Source organism: Aromatoleum aromaticum EbN1 (assembly GCF_000025965.1).
Lineage (GTDB): Bacteria > Pseudomonadota > Gammaproteobacteria > Burkholderiales > Rhodocyclaceae > Aromatoleum > Aromatoleum aromaticum.
Map to the genome: position 1 here is coordinate 1,177,849 of NC_006513.1, position 25,702 is coordinate 1,203,550.

Below are 25,702 nucleotides of genomic sequence, written 5' to 3' on the forward strand. Positions count from 1 at the left end.
TTGCCGCCTTAATAACTACGGGAGGTGCCAAGGCGGCGCCACAGGTCGCGCACGACGCCGACGAACGCGGCGCTCCAAGCGGCGAGCGCGGCATACAGGAAGATCGGCGGCACGAAACCGAGGAAATCGAAGCCCATCGCGCCCGCCATCTGCTGCGTGCTCGCGGCGTACATGCCGAGCGGGAACACCGCGCCCCAGTACAGCGGGTCGTACTTCAGCGGGAAGCGCTTGTAGACATGCCGCCACAGGCCGAGGATCAGCAGCATCGGAATCCACCATGTGCCCGTCGCCCAGTAAAAGACCGTGAACCCCTTGAGGAACGGCAGCAGCGAATGCAGGAAAGGCGCGTCGGGGGCGTTTGCGATCAGCAGCGAGCCGGCGAGTGTCGAGATCGCCATCGCGCCCATGTTGATCCAGTACGGCGGCGCGAGGTCGCCCGGCGAGAACAGGAAGAACGTGTAGCGGTAGAAAATCAGCGACATCATCCAGATGTAGAGCATGCCGCCCCACAGCCACATCGACAGCGCGAGGAAGTTCAGCTCCAGCCGGTAAGGCTGCTCGAGGTGGTTCGCGAGCAGCGCGCCGAGCACTGCGATCGACTGCGTCGCGACGACCGCGAGCAGCCAGCCGCCGCTGATGCCGCGGTCGAGCGTCGGCTTTTGTTCCTTGACGGTGAAGGCCGTGAAGATCGTGTAGGTCAGTCCGATCCACAGCGCGATCGCGACGAACCACAGTGTGAGCCCGGCCGCTTCGCTGTCCGCGAGGATCAGGAACTGGCTGCCGAGGATGCCGGACGCGGCCACTGCGGTGAAGAAGCCGGGCCCGCGCAGGTGATCGACCATGTCGCCGAAGAAGCGCTGCGGAAAGCGGATCATGCGCAGCACGAACAGCACCGCGATGACGCCGTAGATGCCGACGTTGAGGACGAACAGCCCCTGCGCGAGGCGCGGCAGCGCGAGGAGATGCGCGCCCAGCGAAATGATCCCGGTCGCCATGACCATGCCGAAGTACGCCGGAGACATGCCTTCGAGATCCTGCAGCAGGCGCGCGCCGGCAAGCGTGCGTGCCGCCGGAGCGGCGGTCATCCTTCGCACCCCTGCGGCGGGCGGGCGTACCACTGGCCCGGTTCCCCTTCGTACAGCGTGACACTCGACCAGAAATTCCAGCTGAAGCCGATGTCCTGCCGGTCGCCGGTCGATAGCGCATGAGTGAAAAACCAGCCGTTGGCGGTGGCGCGGCCGGCAACCACGTGTGCGCTTGGCGAGGCCGTTTCCGGCGTGCAGCTCATGCCGGGACCGCCACGCGCGAGGACTTCGACTGCGCGGCTCGCCGACGCCGTGTTGCCGGCGCTGTCGGTCGCGCTGTAGGTGCATGCATAGCGGCCCGGCCGGGCCGTGTCTACGCTGCTGCAGTCGGCACTTACCGCGAGCTCGCCGTCCTCGGGATCGGTGGCGCTCGCGCCCGGATCGACGAACGTCTGCCCCTCTTCCAGGCTCAGCGGGTTCGCCCCGGCGATCGTGATGCGCGGGCCGCCCGGCTCGGCGGCGGCTGCGCGCGGATGGCGCTCGAAGAAATTCCACGCGATGTCCGGCAAGCTCGGCCCGTGCCGGATCGACCATTTGCCGTCCCGCCCCTGCTCGCCGCCGATCCAGTAGTGGCCATGGTCGGTGTCGGACGGGTTCGGCGTCGCCTGCGGGCCGTCGTAGAACACGGTTTCAACGACCGAGCGGCTCGCGGTGTCGCCGTCCGCCGTGAAGACGGAATGCCGGCAACCATAGTCTTCGTCGCCGAACACCGCTGTGCACGGCGTCTGCCGCGCCATCGCCGTCGCCGGCGTATCGTGTCCGGCCGAACCGAACACGATCAGATGCGCGTCGCGCAGATTGTGACCGGCCTGCTGGACGACCGTGCAGTCGGCGTCGTTCTGCACCACCAGCAGCGGGATCGGATAAGGGTCATCGACTTCGGCCTGCATGTCGGCGACGACGCGGCTCACCGAATGGAACGTCGCCCGCCCGGGGCACTGGCCCGACAGCGACACCGACGCCGAATCTTCGCCATAGGGAATCCCGGCCACGCTCGCGGCCGCCGCCCAGTATTCGTTGTGCGCGACCGCCGCGACCACCGTCATCGCCGCACCCGACGACAAGCCGGTGATGTAGCGGCGCGCCGGGTCGATGTCGAAGTTGCCCTCGACTTCGCGCGCGATGCGATGCAGGTCTTCCGGCTCGCCGCGCCCTTCGTGCTGATGCGCGTCGAACCAGAACCCCCAGCAGTTGGTGTTGCGCAGGCCGTCGTAGCTGGTGATGCGCGGCGCGACGAGGATGAAGCCGTAGCGTTCGGCGGCGGCGGTCAGGCCCCAGTCGCGCAGCACGTCTTCCTCGGTCTGCTGGCAGCCGTGCAGCGCCATGACCAGCGGCGCCGGCCCGCTCAGGCCGTCCGGAACATAGACTTTGTACTGCCGGTCGCGCGAGCCGGAATAGTCCTGCGCGCGGAACGTGAAAGCTTCGGTCGTGCCGGCCACCGCCGCCGCGCCACACAGGGCCAGCAGCACCGCAGCCAGCGCATTTCGCCATACCCGTTTCACGCGCATCGACAAATCTCCTTGAAGCTCGCCGTGGAAAGTCCGCAGGCGATTCGACCATCCCGCTGTCACGCGGCGCACGTATTGACACTTTTTTGCGCCGCTTTTGGCACATCGCGCAGATTACTTCACGACCACTTTTCCGCTTACCTGCGAGCAGGGTGCGCCGTCTCATTCAGCACGCGCAGGACGACTTCCCGGTCGATTGCGTCGAGGGCCGATTCGAGGGCGGCAGGGTCGCGGGGGGGGGGGGGGGGAAGGTTTCGTGAGGTACTGGATCATGCGGGGGGCTGTGGCGTGGCCGCGGCTGGCGGCTCTTGCGATCCACTCCATCCCCGCTTTTTCGTCGGCCGGAACTCCGGTCCCGGCGATGTAACAGCGGCCGAGCCAGTGCATGGCTTCGGGGCAATTCTGCTGGGCTGCGGCGTCGAGCCAGCGCACGGCCTCTTCGGGCAGGTTCTGCGCAAGGAACAGCAGCGCGAAGTCGCACTGCGCTGCCGCGATGCCGGCATCCGCATCGAGGATCAGCTCGCGGTCATCCGGTTCCACGCGCAGGCGGGAGAGCGCCAGCGCGTCGTCGAGCGCGACGAGCGTGCGCTCGCCGGCACCGAGAGTCTGTGTGCGGAGCAGGCCATCCGCGACCCGGCGCCACAGCGTGCGCTTGCTGAGGCCCGAGAGCGACGAGACGGTGTTCAGGGAGATGCAGTCCATCGTGGCTCCGACGCGGCGAGAAAGCGCGAGTTTAACTGCAGGCTTGGCCGGGCAAAACGGTTTCGCCGAACGGGAGCTCCCGGCTGCGCCATGCCCGTCCTGCTGGCACGACCGGGTGTGCCATTCGAATGGCGTGGCACAGGTGGGGGTGTGCCAGGGGCGACGGTGGCACACCCTAGTTCGCCGGAATCCCGCTGTTTCCGGCCTTTCTCGACATGGCGCAGCCCTTGCTCTGTATCCCGCAAGCGGGATTTTCCGCGGGTATCCAAGGGAGTACAAAATGAAAAAGGCACAACAGGGCTTTACCCTGATCGAATTGATGATCGTCGTCGCGATCATCGGGATTCTGGCGGCGGTAGCGCTGCCGGCTTACAGCGCTTATCAAGCCAAGGCGAAGCTGGTAGCTGGCCTGGCTGAAATTTCTGCAGGCAAGACTGCAGCGGAAGACCAGCTCAATGATGGGGTAAATCCTGCTAATGCGGCTGCGATCGGCCTTCTCGCTGCGACGGGAAATTGTACGATCACAGCGGCGTTTGCCGCTGGCGCTGGGACAATTAGTTGTGCCGTGCTTAATGCGCCGTCACTGGTTTCCGGCGCGACGCTAACGTGGACGCGTACTGCTGCCGGAGTTTGGAGTTGCGCCACCACCGGTGCCACGGACAAGACGCTGGCACCGAAGACGTGCCCCCAAGCATAAATGAATGAGGAAAAAGGGGAAATAGGAAAGATCACGGATATCCCCTTCCTCCGAAAGAGACCGCCTCGGCGGTCTTTTTCTTTTGGAACTGAAGCAAGCACTGAAACAGGGGACCGCCATTTCGGCGAATTCCTCGACGCGGCCCGGAGGGAACCTGTAGTCGTCACCAGGAATGATCGCCCGATCGGGATCATGATCTCCATCGAGGACGCCGCCGACACCCTGCTGCCGGAATTTCTGCTCGACAAGGACCCAGGATACGACGGCTGGCTCTTCGGCAAGGTTTCGGCGACCCTCGCGCGCGTCGACGCGAAGGAGCCCCGCCTCCACGACCACGACGAGGCGATGGCCCGGCTGCGGGAACGCAGGGCCGGCGAGAACGCGTATTGACAACAGCTACACGCCCTCCCACAATTCGTGTATCCAACGTGTATGCAAAAGGAGCCACCCATGCGTGACGCGGCCATCAACCTGCGGGCCTTGCCCGAGCAGCGTGACCTGATCGATCACGCTGCCAGCCTGTTGGGCAAGAACCGTTCGGACTTCATGCTCGAAGCTGCTTGCGACCGAGCACAGGCCGTGGTGCTGGATCAGGTCTTTTTTGGCCTGGACGCCGACAAGTTCAAGCAGTTCACTGCCATGCTGGACGCACCCCCTGGACCAAATCCCGGGCTTGAACGCCTCATGGCCGTGCAGGCGCCGTGGCGCACCGGCGCGGCATGAGCTTGCAACTGAGCGCACCGCAACCCCTCGCTGCCACTCATCTTCTGGATGAATTTGCCAGCGGAGAAACGTGTCTGGACGAATGGCTCAAGCGGCGGGCGCTGTCCAATCAGTTGAGTGGAGCCAGCCGCACATTCGTCGTCACGGATCAGGAGCAGCACGTTTTCGGCTACTACGCGATGGCGGCCGGAGCGGTCTCGCACCAGATGGCGACGGGCGGCGTGCGGCGAAACATGCCTGACCCCATTCCGGTGATGGTGCTGGCACGGCTCGCTATTGACGATCGTGTCCAGGGCATCAAACTCGGAGCCGCCCTGCTTCAAGACGCTGTCAATCGGGCCGTGGCAGTGTCGCAGAACGCGGGCGTGCGAGCCTTGCTCGTTCATGCGCTTCACGAGCATGCCAAGCAGTTTTACGAGCACTACGGTTTTCAGGAATCGCCACAGCACCCGATGACGCTGATGCTGCGCCTGAACACCGTCAAGGCTTGAGCGAGCAAAAATAGGGTCAGCACCTGGTGGATCAACAGAAAAATTACTTTAAAAACAGGCTGATATACTGATTCTATAGGCTGGAAATGGTCTTTTTCTTTGGTGCGCCCTCCCCGCGGCACACGCGTCCCTTCGCCTTGCCGAAATGGACAAAATAGCTACAATAAACACAATCATGCCCCTACTGGAGGAGATCAGCATGAAAGTCATGTCGGCGCGCGACGCCAAAAACCATTTCGGCGAGTTCCTCGACGCGGCCCGGAGGGAACCTGTCGTCGTCACCAAGAACGATCGCCCGGTCGGGATCATGATCTCCATCGAAGACGCCGCCGACACCCTGCTGCCCGAATTCCTGCTCGACAAGGATCCGGGATACGACGGCTGGCTCTTCGGCAAGGTTTCGGCGACGCTCGCGCGCGTCGACGCGAAGGAGGCCCGCCTCCACGACCACGACGAGGCGATGGCCCGGCTGCGGGAGCGCCTGCGGGAACGCAGGGCCGGCAAGACGGCGTAAGAATGGGGATCGTCTGGACGGAAGAGGCGATCGGCGACCTCGAAGAGATCCTCGCGTATTACTACGCCGAAGCGGGTCCGGCAACGGCGCAGGCGGTCGAGGAACGCATCGTCGCCGAAATCATGGCGCTCACGACATTCCCCGAGAGGATCCGCACGAGCGACCGCGTCCCGGGCGCCCGGGAACTTGTGGTGCGACGCCTCCCATACGTGGTCTTCGTGAAAGGGGTCCCCGACGGCGTCGTGGTGCTCAACGTGGTACACACGGCGAGGAAGTTTCCAGAGTAATTACGCGCGAGGACACCTCGAACTCGCCCTTGGCTGCGCCCGCGGACTCCCCCTTCGTCCAGTTCTTGCGCCGCTCGTGAAGATGCATATATTGACGCATAATGACATCTTTACTGATGATGGTGTCCGCATGAGAACGACTGTCACGATCGATGATGATCTGTACGAAAAGGCCCTGGAAGTGGCCGATCCGGCTATGGACAGGGCCGATCTCTTCCGCGAGGCGATGAAAACTTTCGTTCGGGTACAAGCCGCCAAGCGCCTTGCTGCGTTGGGGGGCACCATGCCGGAGATGCAGGATGTGCCGCGACGGCGCGGCGAGCCCTCGCAATGAAAGGCGTCCTGGTCGACACATCGATATGGGTTGACCACTTCCGACAACGCAATGATGTCCTGGTGGGCTTGCTCGATCTGGACCTGGCGCTGACGCATCCGATGGTCCTGGTCGAACTTGCGTGCCGAACACCCCCTGCACCGCGAGTTCGGACACTCGGCGACATAGGACTGCTTCAACAGACGCAACAGGCGAGTTTGCGCGAGGTGATGGACTTCATTGAACGCGAAAAACTGTATGGGCTTGGGTGCGGGCTGGTTGACATGGTTTTGTTGGCGTCAACGCTGATCACACCGGGCGCAGAGCTGTGGACGCTGGACAAGCGCCTGGCCGCGCTGTCGGAACGGTTCAGCGTGATGCACCAACCGATCTCACGCTAGAAGCGGCCTGCAATCAGATCAATCGTGGCACTCAGGCGGCTCCACGTCGCCAGCGGCAGGAAAAGCGTCAACGCCGAGTCGGGCAGAGCGATGAAGCCGTGATGCAGATAGAAGGCCGCTGCCGCTTCATCCTTCGCATCGACCATCAAAGCATAAGCGGCAATCTTGGAGTTGGCCGCACGGTCGAGCGCATCGGCCAGCAGTGCACCGCCCAGACCTTGCCCCTTGAAAGCCTGATCGACGGCCAAGCGACCCATGCGAACCGCGGGCACGCTCGGATAGCGCGGCAGCTTCTTGGCCATACGGGCCGGAAGATCGGCCAGCAGCAGGCTTGCTGACGCCAAAGTGTAGTAGCCCGCGATGCGCTGCCCGTCCGCCAGCGCGACGAAGCAGGCGGTCACGCGGCGGCGAACGTCCTGGGTAACCTGCTCCCGCAAGTAGCGGTCGAGCGGTTCGGAATCGCTGTTGAACGCGGCATGTCACTGCCGGATGTAAGTTGATACGGGCTGCCGATTGAAAGTTGATACACCGAGTTGAGAAAATCGGGCCATTTGGAGCCCGGGTGATCACAGACGAGGTGTATGTGGAAATCGAACTGTTGAGGCGTCACGGGTTGAGCCTTCGGCGGATCGCCGCCGAGGTGGGGTGTGCGGTGAACACGGTGCGTGCGCACCTGGCGTCGCCGGGGCTGCCGCGCTACGCGCGCAAGGTCCAGCGGGTGACGAAGCTGGCGCCCTTCGAGGCGTACTTGCGCGAACGCCAGGCGGCGGCGCATCCGCACTGGATTCCGGCCTCGGTGCTGATGCGTGAGATCGTGGCGCAGGGCTATCAGGGTGGCGCCAGCCAGCTGCGCGCGTTCATGCACATGCTCAAGCCGGCGCAGCCATCGGAGCCGGTGGTGCGCTTCGAGACGGCGCCGGGCCACCAGATGCAGGTCGACTGGGTGGAGTTTCGCAAGGGCGCGCAGCCGCTGTACGCGTTCTGCGCCACGCTCGGCTACAGCCGCATGAGCTACGTCGAGTTTGTCACCGACATGAAGGTGACGACGCTGATCGGCTGCCACGAGCGCAGCTTCGCGGCGTTCGGGGGCGTGGTGCGCCAGGTGCTGTACGACAACATGAAGACCGTGGTGCTCGAGCGCGATGTCGACGGCGAAGGCGCGCACCGCTACCACGCCGGCTTTCTGGACTACGCCCGTCACGCCGGGTTCGTGATCAAGCTGTGCCGCCCCTATCGGGCACGGACCTGCGGATTCCGACCCAACGTGACCGCTGATTCCGAAATAGTGTGACCGGTGAATCCGCGGTCGTGACCGCGGATTCCGATTTGATCGTGACCGATTTCGGCGAGTTGTCGGAATGGGCGGTCACGATGTCGGAATCAATGGTCACGATCAAATCGGAACGGGTTTGTGAGGCCAAGCGTGGCAACGTCGTTTGTCAGGCCGGCTACCCTCGCGCGCTTTGCGCGGAGACCGAGGATGCCGGCGGAGCGGATTGCCATGCACAAGATCAGGGAGCTGTTACGGCTCAAATACGACTGCGCGCTGTCGCATGAGCGCATTGCCCGCGCGCTGTCGATTTCCAAAGGAGTGGTCGCCAAGTATGTGAAGGCGGCCGAGGAGTGCGGCCGGCCGTGGGCCGAGTTGTCGGCGGCCGACGAGGCCGAGTTGCGCCGGGTGCTGGGGGTCGCCCGGCGTGGACGTGGCGCGAGCGTCGCGAATGTGCCGCCGGATCTGGCGGCGGTGCATCAGGGGCTCAAGCGAAAGAACGTCACGCTGGCGCTGCTGTGGGAAGAGTACGTGCAGACGGCCGACGGGCCGAGCTATCAGTACTCGCGCTTTTGCGACCTGTACCGCGCGTTCGCCCGCACGCTCAAGCGCTCGATGCGCCAGGTGCACCGCGCCGGCGAGAAACTCTTCATCGATTACGCGGGCGACACGGTGCCGATCGTCGACGCCGACACGGGCGAGATTTCGCGCGCGCAGATCTTCGTCGCGGTGCTCGGCGCCTCGAGCTATACGTTCGCCTGCGCCACGGCGACGCAGTCGCAGGCCGACTGGCTGGGCTCGCTCGCCCGGGCGCTGGCCTTCATCGGCGGCGTGCCCGAGCTCGTGGTGCCCGACAATACGCGCTCGCTCGTCGGGCAGGCCGACCGCTACGAGCCGCAACTGCAGCGCACCACCGCCGAGTTCGCCGCGCACTACGGCGTGGCGATCCTGCCCGCGCGCCCCTACAAGCCGCAGGACAAGGCCAAGGTCGAAGTCGGCGTACAGATCGTGCAGCGCTGGATTCTGGCGCGGCTGCGGCATCGACGTTTCTTCTCGCTGGGAGAGTTGAACGAGGCGATCGCCGCGTTACTCGAGCCGCTGAACACGCGTGCCTTCCGGCGCCTGCCAGGCTCGCGCCACGAAGCGTTCGAGACGCTCGATCGGCCGGCGCTGCGCCCGTTGCCCGCCACCGCGTTCCAGTTCGCCCAGTGGAAACGGGCCAAGCCCAATATCGATTACCACGTCGAGTTCGACGGGCATTACTACAGCGTGCCGTATGCGCTCGCCGGCCAAGCGGTGGAGTTGCGCATCACCGCGAGCAGCATCGAATGCTTTGCCGCGGGCCGTCGCGTCGCGGTGCATGCGAGAAGCCACCGGCCCGGCGTCTACTCCACGCTCACCGAACACATGCCCGCATCCCATCAGGCGCATCGCCAGTGGTCGCCCGGCAAACTCATCGCCTGGGGCGCCACCGTCGGCCCGCACACCGAGCAGGTGGTCAGCCACCAACTCGAACGCATGCCGCACCCCGAGCAGGGCTACCGGGCGTGCCTCGGGCTGATGCGCCTCGGTCGCCAATACGGCAACGAACGGCTCGAAGCCGCGGCGACCCGCGCCGTCACCCTCGGGGCGATGCGTTACCGCAACGTCGCCTCGATCCTCAAGAGCGGGCTCGACCGCGCACCGCTCCCCACTCCCACTCCCACTGCCGCTAGCCAAACCGAACTGGCGCTTCCCACCGTGCACGAGAACCTGCGCGGTGCGCGCTACTACCACTGATTCCACCCACCGGAGAACATCGATGCTGATGCAACACAGCCTGCAACAACTGCATGCCCTGCGCCTGGAAGGCATGGCGCGCGCCTTCGAGGAGCAGCTCACCCAGCCCGCCATCACCGCGCTCAGCTTCGAGGAGCGCTTCGCCCAGCTCATCGATCGCGAGATCCTGCTGCGCGACGGCAAACGCATCGACCGGCTGCTCAAGGCAGCCCGCATCAAAGCCGCTGCAGCCTGCCTGGAGGACGTCGACTACCGCGCCGGGCGCGGGCTCGAGCGCAGCCAGATCGCCGCGCTCGGCACCGGGCAATGGATCCGCCATCACCAGAACTGCCTCATCACCGGGCCCACCGGCAGCGGCAAGACCTGGCTCGCCTGCGCGCTCGCCAATGCCGCGTGCCGGCAGGGCCTCGCGGCCTATTACGTGCGTCTGCCGCGGCTCTTCGAAGAGCTGCGCATCGCGCATGCCGACGGCAGCTTCAGCCGACGCCTCATGCAGCTCGCGCGCATGGATCTCATCGTCATCGACGATTGGGGCCTGGCCGCGCCGTCGGCGCAGGAGCGAAGCGACCTGCTGGAGCTGCTCGACGACCGCGTCGGCACGCGTTCGACCGTGATCACCAGCCAGCTGCCGATCGAGCACTGGCACACCTACCTGGGCGACCCGACCTTCGCCGATGCGATCCTCGATCGCGTCGTGCACGCCGCGCACAAGCTCGCCCTCAAGGGCGAGTCGATGAGAAGAAAGGAAAAGGCATGAGGCCGTGCGCGCGAGACGCCTTACCCACAGGCGCCCGCCCGCCAGCGTATGAGGCGCGCTGGCGGCCGCCTGTGGATAAGCCTGCGCCGTGCCTCGAATTGACCGTGATCGTGACCGACGCGGTTAGAATCTGAACACCACGCTTCGCGCGCAGACCCCCCGGTCACGTTCGTCGGTGCAGGCGGTCACGTTCGTCGGAATGCGCACGGACCAAGGGCAAGGTGGAGCGCTTCAACGGCTATCTGCGGCGCTCGTTCTACGTGCCGCTGGTGGCGCAGTTCAAGCAGGCCGGTCTGGTGCTCGACGCCGCCACGGCCACGGTGCAGGTGCGCCGCTGGCTCGACGAAGTCGCCAACGTGCGCGTGCATGGCACCACCGGCGAGCAACCGGTAGCGCGGCTGGCGGCCGAACGGGCTGCGCTGCAGGCGCTGGCACCGCCGTGGCGGGGCGACATCGAGGGCGCCCGGCCGCAGGCTGAGGCGGCACACGACGAGGGCCCCGTGCGCCCGCCCGCCGTGCGTGCGCACCTCGAAACGGCGCAACCCGCCCAGCATCCGCTGGCCGTCTACGACGCGTTGCTGCAGACGCTGCAACAGGCGCAGGAGATCGGCGCATGAACCTGCAATACGAACGGATCCAGGCGCTGTGCCAGACGCTGAGCCTGCCGCTCACCGCCCAAGGCTATGCCGCAGCGGCCCAGCAGGCGGCCACCGATCAACTGGCCTACAGCGACTTCCTCGAACAGTTGCTGCGGGCCGAGGCGGCCGGTCGTCAGAGCCGCAAGCAAAGCATGCTCACGCGCCTGGCGGGCTTCCCCGCGATCAAGACGCTGGAGGATTTCGACTATGGCTTTGCCAGCGGGCTCAAGCGCAGCCAGATCGAGGAGTTGGCCAGCCTCGCCTTCGTCGAGCGTGCCGAGAACGTTGTGCTGGTGGGCCCCAGCGGGGTGGGCAAGACCCATCTGGCCATCGCGCTGGGCTACCGCGCCACGCAGGCCGGCATCAAGACGCGCTTCACCACCGCCGCCGACCTGCTGCTGACGCTGGTCCTGGCGCATGAGCGCAACCAGCTCAAGAACGTGATGCAGCGGGCGATCAACGCCTACCGGCTGTTGATCGTCGACGAGATCGGCTACCTGCCGATGACGCGCGAGCAGGCCAACCTGTTCTTCCAGGTGATCGCGGCGCGCTACGAGCGGGGCAGCCTGATCGTGACCAGCAATCTGTCGTTCGGGCAGTGGGACAGCACCTTCGCCCAGGATGCGACGCTCACGGCGGCGCTACTGGATCGGCTGCTGCATCACGCGCACATCGTGCCGATCAGCGGCGAGAGCTACCGGCTGAAACACCAGCGCAAGGCCGGGATGGTGCAAGCGCTGGCGGTCGCCGGCTGAGGGCCGCGCGACGGAGCGCCCCTGCGGTCGGGCCTTCGGCCCTCCCTTCGGGGCGCTCCGTCGCACATGTCAATGGGATAGAGGTGTATCAGTTTTAAATCGGCAACCGCCGGGAAAGCGTGTCAGTTTTAAATCGGCATTGACACGGCACGGTCATGCGCGGCATCGAGCGGCGCGAGCTGGAACGGCGCGCTGCTCATTCAGCACGCAGCAGCTTGCTGCGACGAACGAAGGCACGTTCCAAAGCCGGTGAGGGTTGCGGGGGCGACAGCAGCGCCTGGGCAAAGCACTCCTGATCGGCGAGCGACAGACGGATGACTTCAGCCTGCTCGATAGCACGCTGTGCGGCATCCTGCACGGCAGCGATGACAAAATCAGTCATGGTGCGCCCTTGAAGTTCAGCGGCGCGCTTGAGCATCGAATGCAGATCCTTGCTGATCCGGGCTTCGAGGCGGGCGGTGGAAATGGCTGCAGGCATGGTGTTGTCCTCCTGGTGCAGTTATACGGCAAATTGCCGTATCGTCACAACCTTAACGTACGGCTTTCCCGGTCCGTACCATGTCAGACCATGGTTTTTCCCACTTGCGCAGAAGAAAGCGGTTCACGCCCCCGCGAACGCCGCCGGGCGGCCGAAGTGGAAGCCCTGGTAGAAATCGAAGCCGAGCGCGCGGCAGCGGCGGGCGCGTTCGGTCGTGTCGACTTTCTCGGCCAGGAGCCGCGCCGGGTAGAGTCGCAGGCGGCGAACCAGCCGTTCGAGCGCGTCGGGATCGAGCTGCAGCACGTCGATCTTGACGATGTCGACGAGCCCGAGCAGCGGTTCATAGGCGGGCGTGATCGCGCAGAAGTCGTCGAGCGCGAGACGGTAGCCGAGGTGCTTGAGTTCGGCGCAGCGGTGCACGATCGCCTCGTCGACTTCGATCGTTTCGAGCAGTTCGAGGACGACGTCCTCTTTCGGCAGGCGTTCGACGCCGCGGCCGAGCAGGGTTTCGGCGTCGAGGTTGACGAAAGCGGCGCAGCCTCCCATGACGCTGTGCACGCCGAGCCGGCCGAAGACGCGGGCGATCACCTGCGCGGTCGCGCGCGCGCCGTCGCTGACTCTTGCTTCGCCCGATCCGTCGTCGCGGAACAGCAGTTCATAGGCGATCACATTGCGCTCCTGGTTCAGGATCGGCTGACGCGCGACGAACACTTCGTTCTGGCTGCCCATGATTGCCTCCATTGGCGTGGTTCGCGGCGGCATGTGTTGCCTCGACCGCCCTGCCCGGTGCTTTCCGGGCCATGACTGCATTCTTCCCCACTCCGGCTGAACGACTCCTGAAGGCGGCATTCAGTGCGCGTTCACTGTGAAAAAATGACCAGATCCGATTTTTCTTCCTCGCAATATGACGAAAACGACCGGATGCCACCGTCCGGAGAAACCGCCCTGTCCTCGAATTGCGGGCGGATGTCGTATTTGCCGCCGTCGATTCGGTATTGCATCAGGCTTGATGCAAACAGCGGGCCCGCCGGAAAACGCCTGACTGGCACCGTTCGTAGCGCCCCTGGTCGGCCGACAGCCGTGCCAACGGAACGATAAGCTTGTCGCAAACGTTTTATTTGTCAGGACATCATCCGGACGTTACTATCGATTCAACTCAGACACCGGAAGTTGCCCATGACCACCTTGAACCAATCGAAAACCGAACGGATCGATGTCCGGGCGAGCGGCCCCGTCAAGCAGCTCCTGCAGGAAGCAGCGCGTGCTTGCCACAAGAACGTCAGCGAGTTCCTGCTCGACGCTGGCGTGACTGCGGCTAACCAGGCGCTGGCCGACCGTCGCCGTTTCGTTCTCGACGACGAGCGGTGGCAGGCATTCCAGCAGGCACTGGATCGCCCGGTGCAAGCCAAACCGCGCCTGAAGAAACTGCTCACCGAACCTGGAGTGCTGGATTGAGCGCTGCGTATGAGCCGATAAGCAAACTCGGTGCCGCAGACGCCGTCGAAAGTTTCGACTGTGGCCAGCCGGCACTGAATCAGTTTCTGCACCAGTACGCACTGGTCAACCAGAAGGCCAATAGCGCACAAACCTACCTCTGCCGCAGTGCCGGTGAGGTCGTCGGTTTCTACAGCCTCGCGGTAGGCAGCGTTGATCCCGAGTCGGCACCTGCGCGGGTGATGAAAGGCCTCGCTCGACACCCTGTCCCGGTGATGATTCTGGCAAGGCTGGCGGTGGACAAAAATCATCAGGGCAAAGGGCTGGGTCAAGCGCTGCTCAAGGACGCCCTGCAGCGCACCGCCCAGGCGGCCGACATCGCGGGCATTCGATGCTTGCTGGTGCACGCGAAGGACAACGCGGCGCGGCAGTGGTACGAGTCCTGGGAGTTCGAGCCGAGCCAGACCGACTCTTATCATTTATTCTTGATGCTCAAGGACTTGAAGGCTTTGTTAACGTGAAGACCCCCGAATCAGGCGAAATACCCCAAGCAGCGAGGGACTATCTGCCGGACGCCGCGGACGGACTCCACAGCGGATCTCGCCCCGCCGAACCGTGAGGCGATCGCTACGCGATGCTCTTCGCGATCGACGCGACGGTTTCGTCGATGAGCCGGCGCGCGATGCTGAAAGGATGGGGCAGGCGCGGCAGGCGGTCGATGCCGAACCAGTCGGCGGCTTCGATCTCGCCCGGCTGCGGGACGATCTCGCCACTGACGTAGTCGGCGACGAAAGCGATCATCAGCGAGTGCGGGAAAGGCCACGGCTGGCTGTCGAAATAGCGCAGGTTCGTGATCTCGACGCCGACCTCTTCGCGCACTTCGCGCTGCAGCGTCTGTTCGAGCGTTTCGCCCGGCTCGACGAAACCGGCGAGCGCGCTGTACATGCCTTCCGGAAAATGCGGCGAGCGCGCGAGCAGCAGTTCGCGTCCGCGCCGCACCAGCCCCATCACCGCCGGCGACAGGCATGGATAGCCCGCCAGCCCGCAGTCCGGGCACACGCGCGCCCGCTCCCCCTGTTTCAGGCCCGTGGCCGACCCGCAGCGGCCGCAATATCGGTGCGTGTCGTCCCACTCGATGATCTGGACCGCGCGCCCGGCGATCGCCAGTACCGTTTCGTCGATCCGCCCGAAAAGCCTGCGCAGGCCCTGCCATTCGGCGCGCTCGGGCAGCTCTGGCGATGCTTCGAATGCAGCCGTGAAGCAGTCCCGCTCGCCGAGCCGGCCGAGATAGTGGCGGCAACGCCCGGCGGCGACACCCAGTTCCTCCAGTTCGCCGCGACTCGGGACGCGCGCTGACTCGCCTTCGCCGATCACGAGCAGGCGGTCCGCGTTGAACACGAACCACAGGTCGCTGTCGCTCGCCTGCGAAGGTTCGGTGATTCCCGGCACAAAAATATCCATGCACATTGGTCGATTCCCGCTGTTCGTCGTCGTTCGGCGACAGTCTCCACGCTTTGCGCGGCCGCTGGAAGTGCCGGAGCATCTTCAGCGCGGGACAGGCTCGCGCGGCAGAAACATGCCGAACGTCGTGACGCCGTCGATCGACTCGGCGCTCATCGTTCCGCCGTGCGCCTCGACGATCGTGCGCGTGATCGCGAGCCCGAGCCCCGCCCCTTCGCCGTGGCGCTGCCGGTCGGCACTGGCGCGATGGAAGCGCTCGAAGACCCGCGACAGCTGGTCGGACGGAATCGTGTCGCCGTGGTTGCGCACGCGCAGCGCGACCTGCGGGCCTTCGTCCGCGATCGTGATCTCGATCATCCCGCCCGCCTGCGTGTGACGGATCGCGTTCGACAGCAGGTTCGAGATCGCGCGGCGCAGCATCAGCGCGTCACCGCGCACCCGGGCGTCGCCGCGCACGTCCAGCGTCACGCCGCGCTCCTCCGCGAGCGCTTCGTAGAACTCGACGAGGGCGCGGGCCTCGGCGGCAAGCTCGACGGTTTCGTCAGGATGCGGCAGGCGGCCGTTCTCCGCTTTCGCGATGAACAGCATGTCGCCGACCATGCGCGCGATGCGCTCGTATTCCTCGAGGTTCGACGCCAGCACGTCGCGGTATTCGTCGGCGTTGCACGGCCGAGACAGGCACACCGCGGTCTGCGTCATCAGATTCGAGACAGGCGTGCGCAGCTCGTGCGCGATGTCGGCGGAAAAATCGGAAAGACGCTGGAACGCGGACTCGAGACGGTCGAGCATGCCGTTGAGCGCTTCGACGAGCTCATGCACTTCGGCCGGCGCATCGGCATCGTCGAGACGCTCGCCGAGCCGCGCGGCCGACAATGCACCGGCAGTCGCCGTCACGCGGCGCAACGGCGCCAGGCCGTGATGCGCCGCCCACCAGCCGAGCATCGCCGCGACTGCCGCCGCGACCGAGATGCCAAGCCACAACCCGCGCCGGGTCGCATCGAGGAATCGCGCGTGGTGCGTGATGTCGAGGCCGACCAGCGCGGTGACGCGGCTCGCCTCTCCCGCCCCCGGCAGCGCGAACGTCCTTTCCCTGCCGACGTAATGGCGCCCGTCCTTTTCCCAGCTCGCGACGCCCGCCGGAAGGCGCTGCCCCGCGAGCTGCGGCGCACTGAAGAGGCCCGGATGGACGGCGTAAATGACGCTGCCTTCGGCGTCGCGCAGCAGCACACCGACCATGTCGTGGCCGACGAACGCGTCATCGAGGCGCTGCCCGAGCGTGTCCCTGGCCTCGGGCGCCGCCGACGTCAGCAGGTGGTTCTCGATCAGCGCGAACTTGCCGTGCAGCTCGTGGTTGTCGAGTTCGATGAAATGCGCCTCGACCGCGCGCCCGAGCACCACGCCGACGACGATCAGCAGGGTCGCAGTCATCGCCGCGAACAGCAGCGCGAGCCGCGCGGTCAGCGACAGCGGCCGTTTCACCGCGGCTGCGGCGCTTCGAGCACGTAGCCCATGCCGCGCACCGTGCGGATCAGCTTCGGCTCGAACGGGTCGTCGACTTTCGCGCGCAGCCGCCGCACCGCGACTTCGATGACGTTGGTGTCGCTGTCGAAGTTCATGTCCCATACCTGCGACGCGATCAGCGAGCGCAGCAGCACTTCGCCCTGGCGCCGCAACAACAGCTCGAGCAACGCGAACTCCTTCGACGTCAGGTCGATCTTCACGCCGGCGCGCGTCACCCGTCTACGCAGCAGGTCGAGTTCGAGGTCTCCCGCGCTATAAACCTCCGGCTCCTTCGCCTTACCGCGGCGCAGCAGCGTGCGCACGCGCGCGAGCAGCTCGGAAAACGCGAACGGCTTGACGAGGTAGTCGTCGGCGCCAAGCTCGAGCCCCCGCACGCGGTCCTCGACCTGATCGCGCGCGGTCAGGAACAGCACCGGCATGTCGCGTCCGCTGCGCCGCACCGTCTGCAACACGCCCCAGCCATCGAGCGACGGCAGCATCACGTCGAGCACCATCAGATCGTAGTCGCCGTCGAGCGCGAGATGCAGGCCGTCGAGCCCGTCGCGCGCGAGATCAACGACGAAGCCCGCCTCGGCCAGCCCCTGGCGCAGGTAATCACCGGTTTTCGGCTCGTCCTCGACGATCAGGATTTTCATTGCTCGTGTCCCCGCTCTATCCGCCGCTGCGCGACCGCGAGCACATTCTGCCTTGGCACACGTCTGCTGATGCGGAGATTACAAAGATGTAATCGCCGCGTCAGCATCCCGACTGCTGCCGTCGTGCCGGCGCGACGAACGCGAACGCGCCAAGGTGGCGTCGCCGGTCGCCGGCACGCTGCAGCCCCCGTCCGGGTATATCTCGTGCCGAGGCGTCCGCCGCGCGCCAACGAGGCGCGAGACACACCCGGACGGGGGCGGGCAGAAACCGGCGATGCCGAAAAGGGAAGGATCCGCCGCTACTCGATGATCCCCAGCAGCCGCGCGCGATCCACCGCATGCCGGCGGTTCGCGGCGTTGAGCTTGGCGAGGAGGTTCTTCATGTGCCACTTGATCGTCTCGGCGCCGACATCGAGCATTTTCGCGATTTCCTTGTTCGAGCGGCCGAGCGACAGCGCGCCGAGGATTTCCATCTCGCGCGCGGAAAGCTGCGCCGGGCGGTTTTTCGGGTCCGCGGTCTTCTGCCCCGTCGCTTCCGGCACCCAGCCGAAGCGGCAGCGTTCAGCGGCGCGCTCGACGAACGCCGGCGTGATGCCGGCGCCCTTCGCGAGGCCGGACCGGTCGAGCTCCGGCAGGCATTCGAGCGCCGCCGGCCAGTCGTCGGCGATGACGCGCACGAGCCGGAAGGATTCAGCAAGGCTCAGCGCCTCGGCGAAGAGCCGCGCCGCGGCATCGTCGCCCGACCCCTCGCAGCACGCGGCGAGCAGCTTGACGGTGAGCTGGTCGCGCCCGCGCCGCAGCCGGGCGGCGATTCCACCCGCGCGCTCCAGCGCGAGCACGGCCCCCTCGTCGTTGAAATCGAGCAGCGCGACGCGCGTGGCGGCGATCTCGCGGACCAGGCGCAGCTCCGCCTCCAGCCCATGATCCGGGCGGTCCGCGCCGGCGACGATCTCGTCGATCGCCCCGAGCAGCATGCGGCACGACACGATCCGGTTGCGGATCGCGTGCTGGCGGAGCTGCTCGCCGAGGCTCGCGACGACGAGGCGCGGCTGGCCGCGCAGCTCGCCGATCGCGGCGAGGCTGTTCAGCGCGTCGAACGCCTTCCCTTCGCGCCCTTTCTGGTTCTCGTAACGCGCGAGCGTCAGGTAGGCGAGCATCACCGCGTCCGGTAGCGCCGCCTGCTCGATCAGATCGAGCCGGTTCGCGAGCAGCGCGCGCGCTTCGTCTTCGGCGCCGAGCTCCCAGCACGCCGCCGCGAGCCCCGCCGCCTGCACCGCTGCCGGCAGCGAGCGCCAGCCAGTGCTCGCCTCGGCGCGCTCGAGCGCAGCGCGGAAAACGCCTGCCGCCTCGCTCGCCTGGCCTTCGATCAGGTAGCTCAGGCCGACTGCGAACGCGCCGTACATCGCGTCGTAGAAGTTGCGCACGCCGCGACCGCGACCGTCGGAAATCTGCTGGTAATAGCGCGCGCGGTCGGGGAAGCCGGTATGGATCGCGACGAACGACAGGGTATTGCAGTACAGCGGCCCGAGCTCCGGGTCGTAGCTCTCGATGCAGCCGCGCGCGCGCGTGTAGTCGTCGCAGTGGATCGCGACCGCCGAGCGCACGATGTTCGCCTGCAGCGCGATCTCGGGCGTGACGCCCGGCCGCGCGAGGATCACGTCGGCCAGGCGCTCGGCGTCCTGCGGGCGGTAGCACAGCGCGCACGCCCACGCGGCCGTCAGCTGGATGCCTTCGCGCCGGGTGATTTCCTCCGGCGGCAGGCGGTCGAGCCACGCGAGGACTTCGACGATGCGGCCCTGCACGCCGAGGTGGCGCAGGCGCTTCTCGATCCAGTCCATCGCCTGCGTGCGCATGCCGGCGACGAACGCGTGGTCGGCCGCCTGCTCGAGCATGTTGTGCGCGGCGAACCACTCGGCCGCGGTCGCGTGCAGCACCCGCAGCTCTTCGGCCGGCAGCGCGTCGAGGAGGCTGTGCAGGTACTCGATGAACAGCGGGTGCATGCGGTAGTTGTCGCCGTCTCCGCCGACCGACGTCACGAGCCCGGTGTTCTGCTCGAGCCGCGACAGGATTTCGCCGCTGTCGGCGACGCCGCTCAGCGCCGCGCACAGCTCGGGGTGCTGCGTCTTCAGGATCGACGCGCGCACGAGCATCGCGACGGCATCCGGCTCCAGGCTTTCGAGCACGAACTGCGAGAAATAGCGCGCGATGTCGCCCGTCGCGCCCGAAAGTCCCGCAACCGTGCCCGCGATGTCGCTTTTCCGCGCCATCGCGGCGGTGACGATCTGCAACGCCATCGGCCACCCTTCGGTGCGCTCGTGCAGCCGCGCGCACGTCTCGATGTCGATGTCTTCGCCGAGGCGCCGGCGCAGGAAACCGATCGTGTCGTCGAGCCGCAGGCGCAGGTCCTCGGTGACGAACTGGGTGTACAGGCCGTGGGCGTTCAGCTCCTCGACCGGGAACGGCGGGTCGGCGCGCGAAGTGGCGACGACATGGAAATTCGGCGGCGCGTTGCGGATCAGGTAATAGACGAACTCGACCGCATGCTCGTCGGACAGCTGGTGCAGGTCATCGATGAGGACGTAGGTCGGGCGCGCGAGTTCGTGGATCTGCACGAGGACTTCGCTCGCGATCCACAGGTCCGCGCCCGACTGGCCGAGCTGGTCGAACGCGCGCGCCGGCACGTCGAGCCCGACTGCGACGCGGATCGACGCGACCAGCGCCGGGATGAACGTCGCGCTGTCGTCGCTCGCGTCGACCGTCAGCCACGCGACGGCGGCGCCGGTCGCGAGCAGCTCGCGGCGCCACTGCACGAGGAGCGACGTCTTGCCGAAGCCCGCCAGCGACGTGACGACGACCAGCGGCTGTTCGGCCGTCTCGCGCAGGCGCTCGAGCAGGCGCGCCGGCGCGAGCGCCTGCTTCGCCGAATGCGGCGGCATCGTCTTGAGGGCAAAACGATACGGGATTGCCTCGGTGGTCTTGTTCCTCATGCAGCGTCCGGGCGTCGGTGAGGCGAGAGAACGCCACGATACCAGCGCTTCCCTCCGGGCCGAAGCTTCACGCGTCGGCGGGCGGCTTCGCTCCCGGCACGGCTGCCGACCCTTCCTGGCCGGCATTTTTCGCCCAGAACGCCTGCAGCGCCCGGTCGAACTCGGCGATCGCTTCGGCGGGAACCTGGCTGCCGCATTCGTAGCACGTGCCATGCATGCGATCGAACCAGCGGCAGCCGCACTGCTCGCACGCGAGCTCCGGGGCGCCGGACGGGTTGTGGAAAATCATCGGCACGCTCCGAGGAAAGCCAGGCCGAGCGTGTCGAGGAACTCCTCGTAGCCCGCGTCCTGCAGTTCGAACTTCGTGCGCAGCACGAAGAACATGATGTTGCCCTGGCGGATCAGGCGCTTGATCGACGACAGCGTGTCGCCGTCGAGCGAGGCGTGCATCACCGCGAGCGCGACGTCGTCGGCGACGAACAGCAGGTCTACTCGCGCGCCCTGGAAGCCCGGGTAAGGCTCGACGCTCGCGACCATGCCGCTGCCATCGGCCATCCAGCGCATCATCGCGACGTCGCTGCCGCTGTCGACGAGCCCGGCGACGTGCTTGCCCGGCTGGATGCCGGACCCCGTGCGCGGCACGAAGCCGACTGCCGAGCCCGGGATCATCTCGGTGAAAAGTTCGCAATGCCGGTCGAGCATCGCCTGCCATACCGGCGGTTCTGCGAACACGCGCGACGCGGTCGCGGGCGGCGCCTCCAGTTCAATCTGCATCTGAACCTCCATGCCTCATCGGGACAATTGCCTTCATCACCCTTTCCCCTCGCTCGAACAGCCGTTGCGGCAGTAGCGCGCGAGGCTGGCGCGGATCTCCGGCGGGATCGGGACCGATTTCATCGTTTCCAGGCAGCACATCACGAGCGTCTGCCGGGCTTTCAGCCGTATTTCGTCGCCGACGCGCCCCTGCACGTCGAGGTCGATCGCGCTGTTGCCGATCTTCGTCACCGTCAGCCCGAGCACCAGCCGGTCGCCGAGACGGCTCGGGCGGGAAAACGTACAGTCCATCCTGGCCGTCGGGGTTCCCATCTTGCGCACCGTCACGAGTTCCGCGGAATCCGCCCCCAGCCCGTCGGTGAACCAGTCCTCGACGAGGCCGTTGAGGAGGACGAAATACTGCGGATAGAACACGATCCCGGCCGGATCGCAGTGCGCGAACCGGATCAGCTCCTCGCGCTCGAACATCGCCGACACGGCGTACGGTTCGACGCCCGGCTGCACGTCCGGCTGCACGTCCCGCTGCGGCGCCGCGGCAGGCGTCGCTGCCGGCACGAACGGCAGGAAACCGAGCAGCGTCTTCCACACCGACGTCATCACTGCCGCTGCCGGTTTGGCGCCGGCGTCCGCAAAACGCTCTCCACCCCGCGCGTTGCGCGCCGCCCCTTCGGGCACGACTCCCGTCGCCATCGCGTTGCCCAAAGCTGTCATGGTTTTCCTCCTTGCACGAGCCACCGGGAGACCGGGGCTGCTGAACATGGAGTGAATATAACGACGCGCCGTCGCCGCCACCCCCCCCACCCGGGAGGGGTGAAGCGTGCCCGGGGCGAATGCTCCGTCGCGCCTCAGTGACGGGGGTGCTATCCTTCGCCCCATGAGCACGATCACCTTCGATACGCACAAGTTCGTCAAGCAGCTTGAATCGGCGGGTATTCCGGCCGCGCAAGCGGAGGCGTTCGTCAACGCCCAGCGCGACATCCTTGCCGAGGCGCTCGATTCCGCGTTGGCGACCAAAGCCGACGTAGCAGATCTCAGATCCGACTTGAAGTTGGAGGCAGCCGGTCTGCGCGGAGAACTGGGGACGATCCGCTGGATGATCGCCGCGCTCATCGCTCTGGCTGTCGCCAATTTCGCCAAGCAGTTCTTCTGACGTAATTGTTTCTCGCACGTTCATGCGCGACTATGCATTAGCGTATTACGGCGTCTTCGTGAAGTCCGGCTTGCGCTTTTCCTGGAACGCGGTAATGCCTTCGCGCGCGGCGTGGGTGCAGGCGCTCTCGCCGAACGCGCGATAGCCGACTTCCAGCGCCTCGTCGAGCGTGCGGGCCGAGGCCGCTTCGTGAATCGCGGATTCCATCAGGCGGATGACTTCGGCGCTCAGCACCTGGCCGTTCGCAGCTTTCGGCTCGATGCGGTCGAGCGGCGCGATGTCGATCGCACCGCTCGGAATCCCCGCCACTTTGCCCGACAGCCCTCTGACTCGCGCGACCGCTGCGCGCACCAGCCCCGGGTAGTCGGCGGCGAGTTCGTCGATGACGCCAAGTTCGAGCGCGCGGGCGGCCTTGAGGCGCTCGGCGCGGCGCAGCATGCCGTTGAACTCGCTCGACGCCTGCGGCCAGCGCCGGTACGGCACGACCATCGCGCCGATGCCGTGCACGATGCCGAGCGTGACTTCGGGCAGCTGCATCCACGCGTCCTGCAGCGCGACGATGCCGTGGCAGCGGATCGCCAGTTCGAAGCCGCCGCCGAGCACCATGCCGTTGAGCGCGGCGACGACCGGCTTCTTCATGCTGTCCAGATACACCAGGAGGCGCGAGCAATCGCGCGCGTACTGCGCGGCGCCCGCTGCGTCACCCAAGAGGCGCGGGAAGCGGCCGATGTCGGCGCCGGCGCAAAACGCGCGGTTGCCGTAGCCGGTGATGACGAAACCGGTGACTTCCGGGTCGTGTTCATGCCGGCGGATCACCGACAGGATCTCGTCCGTCATCTCGTCGTGCAGCGCGTTCATCGCCTCGGGGCGGCGCAGCGTGATGACCTTGACGCCGTCGACATCGTCGACGAGCACGTGGCGCAGGAAGGCTTGGTACGCGGCAAACGAGCGTCGCGGCTCGGGCATTCCCGGCCGCTCCGCGCAGAAGCGTTCGACGATGCGCCCGGTCGTGTCGTCTCCGAGGTCGCGCATCAGATCGAGCGGTCCCTTGCGGAATCCGAGCGCCTGGCGGCAACCGAAATCCAGATCCGCCGGTTCGCCGATGCCGCGGTCGAGGATGTCCGCGCTCTGCGAGAACAGCACGCCGAGCAGGCGCTCGCGCACCGCCGCGGCGGTTTCGGGCGACACCGGCACCGACTTGCCGGGCGCCACCGTGAGCCAGCGATCGACCGAGCGGAAGACCGGCGCAGGTCGGTAGTGCGGGCCTTCGATCTCGGCCTGCAGCGTGTTCGTCTCGGTGATGATCGGGTTGCCGTTCGCAAGGTTCAGCACGAAGAACGGCCCGGCGTGGACGAACTCGGCGGCGACGCTGTCGATCTCGGCCGCGCTCGCACGCTCGAGCAGCAGCGCGGACTCGTTGCACCAGTTGTCGAAAATCCGGTCGAGCATGAAGCACACGACGTCGTCGGTGACGAGCGGCACTTTGCCGGTGCTGCAGAAGAGCCACCGCAGGTATTCGACGACTGCCGGCTCGGCCTTCTCCCAGCGCACGACTTCGACGACCGGGTTGCGCCACGCCGGGGCGAAGAAGTGCGTCACGGTGGCGCGCTCGGGGTGCCGCAGCTCGGCGAAAATCTGCGCGGCCGGCAGCGAACTGGTGTTCGACGTGATCAGTGCGTCAGGGCGCACAACCGCTTCGACGTCGGCGAAAATCCGGCGCTTCAGCGCGATGTTCTCGGTTGCCGCCTCGAGCACCCAGTCGGCATCGGCGATGTCGCCGTAATCGAGCGTGCCGGCGAGGTTCGCCGTCACCGCTCGGGCTTCGGCTTCGCTCATCTTGCCCTTCGCGACCGCCTTGGCCGCGTAATCGTGGAAGCGCTGCAGCGCGCGGTCGAGCGCCGCCTGCGACACATCGACGAGCGTGAGCTTCAGCTCCGGCAGCGCGCTCTTGAGGTAATAGCCGATGTCCGGCCCGATCGTGCCGGCCCCGATGACGGCGACCGCGCGCGGCATGGGGCGGGACGAGCCCGCGAGCAAGGGATTGGCGAACGGGAGTGCCATGCGTGGGTTCCTTTGGTGTCGAGTGGGTCCGTGACCGGATCGCGGCGATGCGAGCCGCTTCCAGCTTTTTGTGTATACAGTATCCCGTACTCTTCCGCGAAAACGCAACTTCGATGTATGCCGGCAATCGCTGCGGCAGATCCTCTGCTCGCTCGCGCCCGCCTGCCGTATGGCCAAACGGCTAGGCGTCGCGCCGCTATGGCGCTCGCTCGACGCCGTGGCGCAGCATGTCCACCATCGCGTCGGCGATCTCCTTCGGCGAGCGCCGGCCTTCGCGATACCAGATGTACACCCAGTTCATGCCGCTGAGCAGCAGCAGGCGCAGCAGCGTGCGGTCGGTGCCGGGTGCGAGCGGCAGCGCGTCGATGAGTTCGCGGTAGATGTTTTCGTAGGCTTCGCGCACCGGACGGATTTTCGCGAACAGCCCGTGGTGGCGGATCATCGCGAGGTTGTGACCGGTGACGCGATCGACCGGAGAGCCGGTCGCGATGCCGCCGACATGGACTTCGCAGGCTCGCATGAGGCGTTCCCACGGGTCGCGCGTTTCGCCGATCGCCGCCGTGACCGCTACCGTCAGGCGGCGGAAGCCTTCGCCGTGCACCGCCAGATAGAGCTCATCCTTCGATGAAAAATAGTGATAGACCGAGCCGGGCAGGAGCCCGACTTTGCGCGCGATGTCGCGGATCGAGCTGCGGTCGTAGCCCTGCTCCGCGAACAGCTCGGCGGCCGCATTGAGGATCACCTGGCGGCGGTCGATCGGTTGGTCGACCGCATCTCCCGCTTCCCGGGACGAGGCACCGCGGACGAGCCGTGCGGTGAGCGCGCCGCGTTCGAGCAGCCCGCGCTGCGTGTCGGTCAGCGCCGCGAGCCCTTCGCCCGAACTGCCGGCAAGCGCCCGCAGACGCTTGACCGCAGTCTCGAGGCCGTGCTTCTGCCAGATATAGCGCACACCGGACGGCGAGATCGGCAGCCCGGCCTGGCGCAGCCGCTCGGCAACCGCCGCCTGCCCTAGCGCCGGCTCATCGCGCGACAGCCGCAGGATCTCGGCTTCGACCGGGGAAGGCTGCGCGGCGCTGTGTTCGGAAACGGTCGGGGGCTCAGTCATCGAAACCGGGGCATGGGAAGTCGGATTGGGACAGGATCATAGCGAGCGCCGCATCCCGGCGCAGCAAATCGCGCAACAGTCCCGGGATAAGGCCTGCCGGGAGCCCTGCCGAACCGGCGCCCGTTTCGGCCTCCGCAGCGATTGCGCCTATTCGTCCGCCGCCTCGACTTTACACG

The 25,702-nt window shown here is 66.4% G+C and carries 29 protein-coding genes and 2 pseudogenes; 16 read left to right on the plus strand and 15 right to left on the minus strand.

The annotated features are described in order from the left end of the window. Positions 1-8 precede the first annotated feature (8 nt). The 3 genes from EBN1_RS05595 to EBN1_RS05605 form a co-directional block, all read right to left on the minus strand. Positions 9-1,085, minus strand: coding sequence for a tellurite resistance/C4-dicarboxylate transporter family protein (locus tag EBN1_RS05595; RefSeq protein ID WP_011236948.1), 1,077 nt, complete (start codon positions 1,083-1,085; stop codon positions 9-11). Beyond that, a complete protein-coding gene (locus tag EBN1_RS05600) occupies positions 1,082-2,593 on the minus strand; it encodes an extracellular catalytic domain type 1 short-chain-length polyhydroxyalkanoate depolymerase (protein WP_011236949.1) in 1,512 nt (503 codons plus the stop codon). Before EBN1_RS05600 ends, EBN1_RS05595 begins: the two co-directional genes overlap by 4 nt. 162 nt (positions 2,594-2,755) lie before the next feature. Further along, positions 2,756-3,295 (minus strand): tetratricopeptide repeat protein, encoded by a 540-nt coding sequence (locus tag EBN1_RS05605; RefSeq protein ID WP_011236950.1) that lies wholly within the window; start codon positions 3,293-3,295, stop codon positions 2,756-2,758. 280 nt (positions 3,296-3,575) lie between these two features. On the opposite strand from EBN1_RS05605, the gene EBN1_RS05610 reads away from it, so the two are divergent. The 8 genes from EBN1_RS05610 to EBN1_RS05645 all read left to right on the plus strand — a co-directional run bounded on the left by EBN1_RS05610 (position 3,576) and on the right by EBN1_RS05645 (position 6,721). After that, positions 3,576-3,992, plus strand: a complete 417-nt coding sequence (locus EBN1_RS05610; protein WP_011236951.1) for a pilin — start codon at positions 3,576-3,578, stop codon at positions 3,990-3,992. A 192-nt stretch (positions 3,993-4,184) separates the two neighbouring features. Next, a complete protein-coding gene (locus tag EBN1_RS05615; protein ID WP_241762814.1) occupies positions 4,185-4,382 on the plus strand; it encodes a hypothetical protein in 198 nt (65 codons plus the stop codon). Positions 4,383-4,442: 60 nt separating this feature from the next. Beyond that, the gene (locus EBN1_RS05620) at positions 4,443-4,715 is read left to right on the plus strand and encodes a type II toxin-antitoxin system TacA family antitoxin (RefSeq protein ID WP_011236953.1); all 273 of its coding nucleotides are present in this window, start codon (positions 4,443-4,445) and stop codon (positions 4,713-4,715) included. Continuing rightward, entirely contained in the window at positions 4,712-5,206 is a 495-nt protein-coding gene (locus EBN1_RS05625; protein ID WP_011236954.1) for a GNAT family N-acetyltransferase, read from the plus strand. The genes EBN1_RS05620 and EBN1_RS05625 overlap by 4 nt, the downstream gene beginning before the upstream one ends. A gap of 199 nt (positions 5,207-5,405) precedes the next feature. Next, positions 5,406-5,720 (plus strand): type II toxin-antitoxin system Phd/YefM family antitoxin, encoded by a 315-nt coding sequence (locus tag EBN1_RS05630; protein ID WP_011236955.1) that lies wholly within the window; start codon positions 5,406-5,408, stop codon positions 5,718-5,720. Positions 5,721-5,722: 2 nt separating this feature from the next. Beyond that, positions 5,723-6,007, plus strand: coding sequence for a type II toxin-antitoxin system RelE/ParE family toxin (locus tag EBN1_RS05635; RefSeq protein ID WP_011236956.1), 285 nt, complete (start codon positions 5,723-5,725; stop codon positions 6,005-6,007). A gap of 91 nt (positions 6,008-6,098) precedes the next feature. Further along, positions 6,099-6,341 (plus strand): type II toxin-antitoxin system VapB family antitoxin, encoded by a 243-nt coding sequence (locus EBN1_RS05640; protein WP_241762815.1) that lies wholly within the window; start codon positions 6,099-6,101, stop codon positions 6,339-6,341. Beyond that, the gene (locus tag EBN1_RS05645; protein WP_011236958.1) at positions 6,338-6,721 is read left to right on the plus strand and encodes a type II toxin-antitoxin system VapC family toxin; all 384 of its coding nucleotides are present in this window, start codon (positions 6,338-6,340) and stop codon (positions 6,719-6,721) included. Before EBN1_RS05640 ends, EBN1_RS05645 begins: the two co-directional genes overlap by 4 nt. Here EBN1_RS05645 and EBN1_RS05650 read toward each other — a convergent pair. Then, positions 6,718-7,158, minus strand: a complete 441-nt coding sequence (locus EBN1_RS05650) for a GNAT family N-acetyltransferase (protein WP_157866582.1) — start codon at positions 7,156-7,158, stop codon at positions 6,718-6,720. The genes EBN1_RS05645 and EBN1_RS05650 overlap by 4 nt on opposite strands. Before the next feature lie 125 nt (positions 7,159-7,283). Here EBN1_RS05650 and istA (EBN1_RS05655) point away from each other — a divergent pair. The 5 genes and pseudogenes from istA (EBN1_RS05655) to istB (EBN1_RS05675) form a co-directional block, all read left to right on the plus strand. Beyond that, positions 7,284-7,973 (plus strand): annotated as a pseudogene (gene istA / locus EBN1_RS05655) (IS21-like element ISAzo17 family transposase); the annotation flags it as partial. Between the two features lie 228 nt (positions 7,974-8,201). Further along, entirely contained in the window at positions 8,202-9,770 is a 1,569-nt protein-coding gene (gene istA, locus EBN1_RS05660) for an IS21 family transposase (protein ID WP_011236587.1), read from the plus strand. A gap of 22 nt (positions 9,771-9,792) precedes the next feature. Then, positions 9,793-10,527 (plus strand): IS21-like element ISAzo4 family helper ATPase IstB, encoded by a 735-nt coding sequence (istB, locus tag EBN1_RS05665; RefSeq protein WP_011235973.1) that lies wholly within the window; start codon positions 9,793-9,795, stop codon positions 10,525-10,527. A 203-nt stretch (positions 10,528-10,730) separates the two neighbouring features. Then, positions 10,731-11,144, plus strand: a pseudogene (locus EBN1_RS05670) (IS21 family transposase); the annotation flags it as partial. Beyond that, positions 11,141-11,920 carry an IS21-like element ISAzo17 family helper ATPase IstB gene (gene istB / locus EBN1_RS05675; RefSeq protein WP_011236051.1) on the plus strand — a complete coding sequence of 260 codons (780 nt, stop codon included), beginning with the start codon at positions 11,141-11,143 and terminating at the stop codon, positions 11,918-11,920. The pseudogene EBN1_RS05670 and the gene istB (EBN1_RS05675), both read left to right, overlap by 4 nt. Before the next feature lie 196 nt (positions 11,921-12,116). Here istB (EBN1_RS05675) and EBN1_RS05680 read toward each other — a convergent pair whose 3' ends face one another. Both EBN1_RS05680 and EBN1_RS05685 read right to left on the minus strand, forming a co-directional pair. Beyond that, entirely contained in the window at positions 12,117-12,398 is a 282-nt protein-coding gene (locus EBN1_RS05680) for a type II toxin-antitoxin system TacA family antitoxin (RefSeq protein WP_011236962.1), read from the minus strand. A gap of 123 nt (positions 12,399-12,521) precedes the next feature. Further along, entirely contained in the window at positions 12,522-13,127 is a 606-nt protein-coding gene (locus EBN1_RS05685) for an EAL and HDOD domain-containing protein (RefSeq protein ID WP_041645864.1), read from the minus strand. A gap of 447 nt (positions 13,128-13,574) precedes the next feature. Between EBN1_RS05685 and EBN1_RS05690 the strand changes: the two genes are divergently transcribed. Both EBN1_RS05690 and EBN1_RS05695 read left to right on the plus strand, forming a co-directional pair. Next, entirely contained in the window at positions 13,575-13,853 is a 279-nt protein-coding gene (locus EBN1_RS05690) for a type II toxin-antitoxin system TacA family antitoxin (protein ID WP_041645866.1), read from the plus strand. Then, positions 13,850-14,353, plus strand: a complete 504-nt coding sequence (locus EBN1_RS05695; RefSeq protein WP_011236966.1) for a GNAT family N-acetyltransferase — start codon at positions 13,850-13,852, stop codon at positions 14,351-14,353. The genes EBN1_RS05690 and EBN1_RS05695 overlap by 4 nt, the downstream gene beginning before the upstream one ends. A gap of 106 nt (positions 14,354-14,459) precedes the next feature. Here EBN1_RS05695 and nudC read toward each other — a convergent pair whose 3' ends face one another. The 7 genes from nudC to EBN1_RS05730 all read right to left on the minus strand — a co-directional run bounded on the left by nudC (position 14,460) and on the right by EBN1_RS05730 (position 21,921). Continuing rightward, positions 14,460-15,293 (minus strand): NAD(+) diphosphatase, encoded by an 834-nt coding sequence (nudC, locus tag EBN1_RS05700; protein WP_157866583.1) that lies wholly within the window; start codon positions 15,291-15,293, stop codon positions 14,460-14,462. A gap of 84 nt (positions 15,294-15,377) precedes the next feature. Further along, positions 15,378-16,772 carry a heavy metal sensor histidine kinase gene (locus EBN1_RS05705; RefSeq protein WP_011236968.1) on the minus strand — a complete coding sequence of 465 codons (1,395 nt, stop codon included), beginning with the start codon at positions 16,770-16,772 and terminating at the stop codon, positions 15,378-15,380. Further along, positions 16,769-17,449, minus strand: coding sequence for a heavy metal response regulator transcription factor (locus EBN1_RS05710; protein WP_011236969.1), 681 nt, complete (start codon positions 17,447-17,449; stop codon positions 16,769-16,771). Before EBN1_RS05710 ends, EBN1_RS05705 begins: the two co-directional genes overlap by 4 nt. 299 nt (positions 17,450-17,748) lie before the next feature. Next, a complete protein-coding gene (locus tag EBN1_RS05715; RefSeq protein ID WP_011236970.1) occupies positions 17,749-20,436 on the minus strand; it encodes a winged helix-turn-helix domain-containing protein in 2,688 nt (895 codons plus the stop codon). A gap of 67 nt (positions 20,437-20,503) precedes the next feature. Next, positions 20,504-20,725 (minus strand): hypothetical protein, encoded by a 222-nt coding sequence (locus EBN1_RS05720; protein ID WP_011236971.1) that lies wholly within the window; start codon positions 20,723-20,725, stop codon positions 20,504-20,506. Then, on the minus strand, positions 20,722-21,210 hold the full coding sequence (locus EBN1_RS05725; protein WP_011236972.1) for a hypothetical protein: 489 nt from the start codon (positions 21,208-21,210) through the stop codon (positions 20,722-20,724). Before EBN1_RS05725 ends, EBN1_RS05720 begins: the two co-directional genes overlap by 4 nt. A gap of 36 nt (positions 21,211-21,246) precedes the next feature. Then, positions 21,247-21,921, minus strand: coding sequence for an acyl-CoA thioesterase (locus tag EBN1_RS05730; RefSeq protein ID WP_011236973.1), 675 nt, complete (start codon positions 21,919-21,921; stop codon positions 21,247-21,249). Positions 21,922-22,084: 163 nt separating this feature from the next. Between EBN1_RS05730 and EBN1_RS05735 the strand changes: the two genes are divergently transcribed. Continuing rightward, positions 22,085-22,360 carry a coiled-coil domain-containing protein gene (locus tag EBN1_RS05735; protein ID WP_041645868.1) on the plus strand — a complete coding sequence of 92 codons (276 nt, stop codon included), beginning with the start codon at positions 22,085-22,087 and terminating at the stop codon, positions 22,358-22,360. A 45-nt stretch (positions 22,361-22,405) separates the two neighbouring features. Here the strand turns inward: EBN1_RS05735 and EBN1_RS05740 are convergent, their stop codons facing one another. Together EBN1_RS05740 and EBN1_RS05745 are read right to left on the minus strand one after the other, a co-directional pair. Next, positions 22,406-24,421, minus strand: a complete 2,016-nt coding sequence (locus tag EBN1_RS05740) for a 3-hydroxyacyl-CoA dehydrogenase/enoyl-CoA hydratase family protein (RefSeq protein ID WP_011236975.1) — start codon at positions 24,419-24,421, stop codon at positions 22,406-22,408. Between the two features lie 196 nt (positions 24,422-24,617). Next, positions 24,618-25,526, minus strand: coding sequence for a TetR/AcrR family transcriptional regulator (locus tag EBN1_RS05745; RefSeq protein WP_011236976.1), 909 nt, complete (start codon positions 25,524-25,526; stop codon positions 24,618-24,620). Positions 25,527-25,702 lie beyond the last annotated feature (176 nt).

Bases quoted from the DNA above. Each gene is read 5' to 3' on its own strand.
- istA (WP_011236587.1), top strand. From the start codon at position 8,202: ATGCCGGCGGAGCGGATTGCCATGCACAAGATCAGGGAGCTGTTACGG.
- EBN1_RS05615 (WP_241762814.1), top strand. From the start codon at position 4,185: ATGATCTCCATCGAGGACGCCGCCGACACCCTGCTGCCGGAATTTCTG.
- EBN1_RS05730 (WP_011236973.1), bottom strand. From the start codon at position 21,921: ATGACAGCTTTGGGCAACGCGATGGCGACGGGAGTCGTGCCCGAAGGG.
- EBN1_RS05715 (WP_011236970.1), bottom strand. From the start codon at position 20,436: ATGAGGAACAAGACCACCGAGGCAATCCCGTATCGTTTTGCCCTCAAG.
- EBN1_RS05680 (WP_011236962.1), bottom strand. From the start codon at position 12,398: ATGCCTGCAGCCATTTCCACCGCCCGCCTCGAAGCCCGGATCAGCAAG.
- EBN1_RS05725 (WP_011236972.1), bottom strand. From the start codon at position 21,210: ATGCAGATTGAACTGGAGGCGCCGCCCGCGACCGCGTCGCGCGTGTTC.
- EBN1_RS05685 (WP_041645864.1), bottom strand. From the start codon at position 13,127: ATGGGCAGCCAGAACGAAGTGTTCGTCGCGCGTCAGCCGATCCTGAAC.
- EBN1_RS05740 (WP_011236975.1), bottom strand. From the start codon at position 24,421: ATGGCACTCCCGTTCGCCAATCCCTTGCTCGCGGGCTCGTCCCGCCCC.
- EBN1_RS05720 (WP_011236971.1), bottom strand. From the start codon at position 20,725: ATGATTTTCCACAACCCGTCCGGCGCCCCGGAGCTCGCGTGCGAGCAG.
- EBN1_RS05610 (WP_011236951.1), top strand. From the start codon at position 3,576: ATGAAAAAGGCACAACAGGGCTTTACCCTGATCGAATTGATGATCGTC.
- EBN1_RS05690 (WP_041645866.1), top strand. From the start codon at position 13,575: ATGACCACCTTGAACCAATCGAAAACCGAACGGATCGATGTCCGGGCG.
- istB (WP_011236051.1), top strand. From the start codon at position 11,141: ATGAACCTGCAATACGAACGGATCCAGGCGCTGTGCCAGACGCTGAGC.
- EBN1_RS05635 (WP_011236956.1), top strand. From the start codon at position 5,723: ATGGGGATCGTCTGGACGGAAGAGGCGATCGGCGACCTCGAAGAGATC.
- EBN1_RS05595 (WP_011236948.1), bottom strand. From the start codon at position 1,085: ATGACCGCCGCTCCGGCGGCACGCACGCTTGCCGGCGCGCGCCTGCTG.
- EBN1_RS05605 (WP_011236950.1), bottom strand. From the start codon at position 3,295: ATGGACTGCATCTCCCTGAACACCGTCTCGTCGCTCTCGGGCCTCAGC.
- EBN1_RS05645 (WP_011236958.1), top strand. From the start codon at position 6,338: ATGAAAGGCGTCCTGGTCGACACATCGATATGGGTTGACCACTTCCGA.
- EBN1_RS05710 (WP_011236969.1), bottom strand. From the start codon at position 17,449: ATGAAAATCCTGATCGTCGAGGACGAGCCGAAAACCGGTGATTACCTG.
- EBN1_RS05735 (WP_041645868.1), top strand. From the start codon at position 22,085: ATGAGCACGATCACCTTCGATACGCACAAGTTCGTCAAGCAGCTTGAA.
- EBN1_RS05630 (WP_011236955.1), top strand. From the start codon at position 5,406: ATGAAAGTCATGTCGGCGCGCGACGCCAAAAACCATTTCGGCGAGTTC.
- nudC (WP_157866583.1), bottom strand. From the start codon at position 15,293: ATGGATATTTTTGTGCCGGGAATCACCGAACCTTCGCAGGCGAGCGAC.
- istB (WP_011235973.1), top strand. From the start codon at position 9,793: ATGCTGATGCAACACAGCCTGCAACAACTGCATGCCCTGCGCCTGGAA.
- EBN1_RS05620 (WP_011236953.1), top strand. From the start codon at position 4,443: ATGCGTGACGCGGCCATCAACCTGCGGGCCTTGCCCGAGCAGCGTGAC.
- EBN1_RS05600 (WP_011236949.1), bottom strand. From the start codon at position 2,593: ATGCGCGTGAAACGGGTATGGCGAAATGCGCTGGCTGCGGTGCTGCTG.
- EBN1_RS05625 (WP_011236954.1), top strand. From the start codon at position 4,712: ATGAGCTTGCAACTGAGCGCACCGCAACCCCTCGCTGCCACTCATCTT.
- EBN1_RS05745 (WP_011236976.1), bottom strand. From the start codon at position 25,526: ATGACTGAGCCCCCGACCGTTTCCGAACACAGCGCCGCGCAGCCTTCC.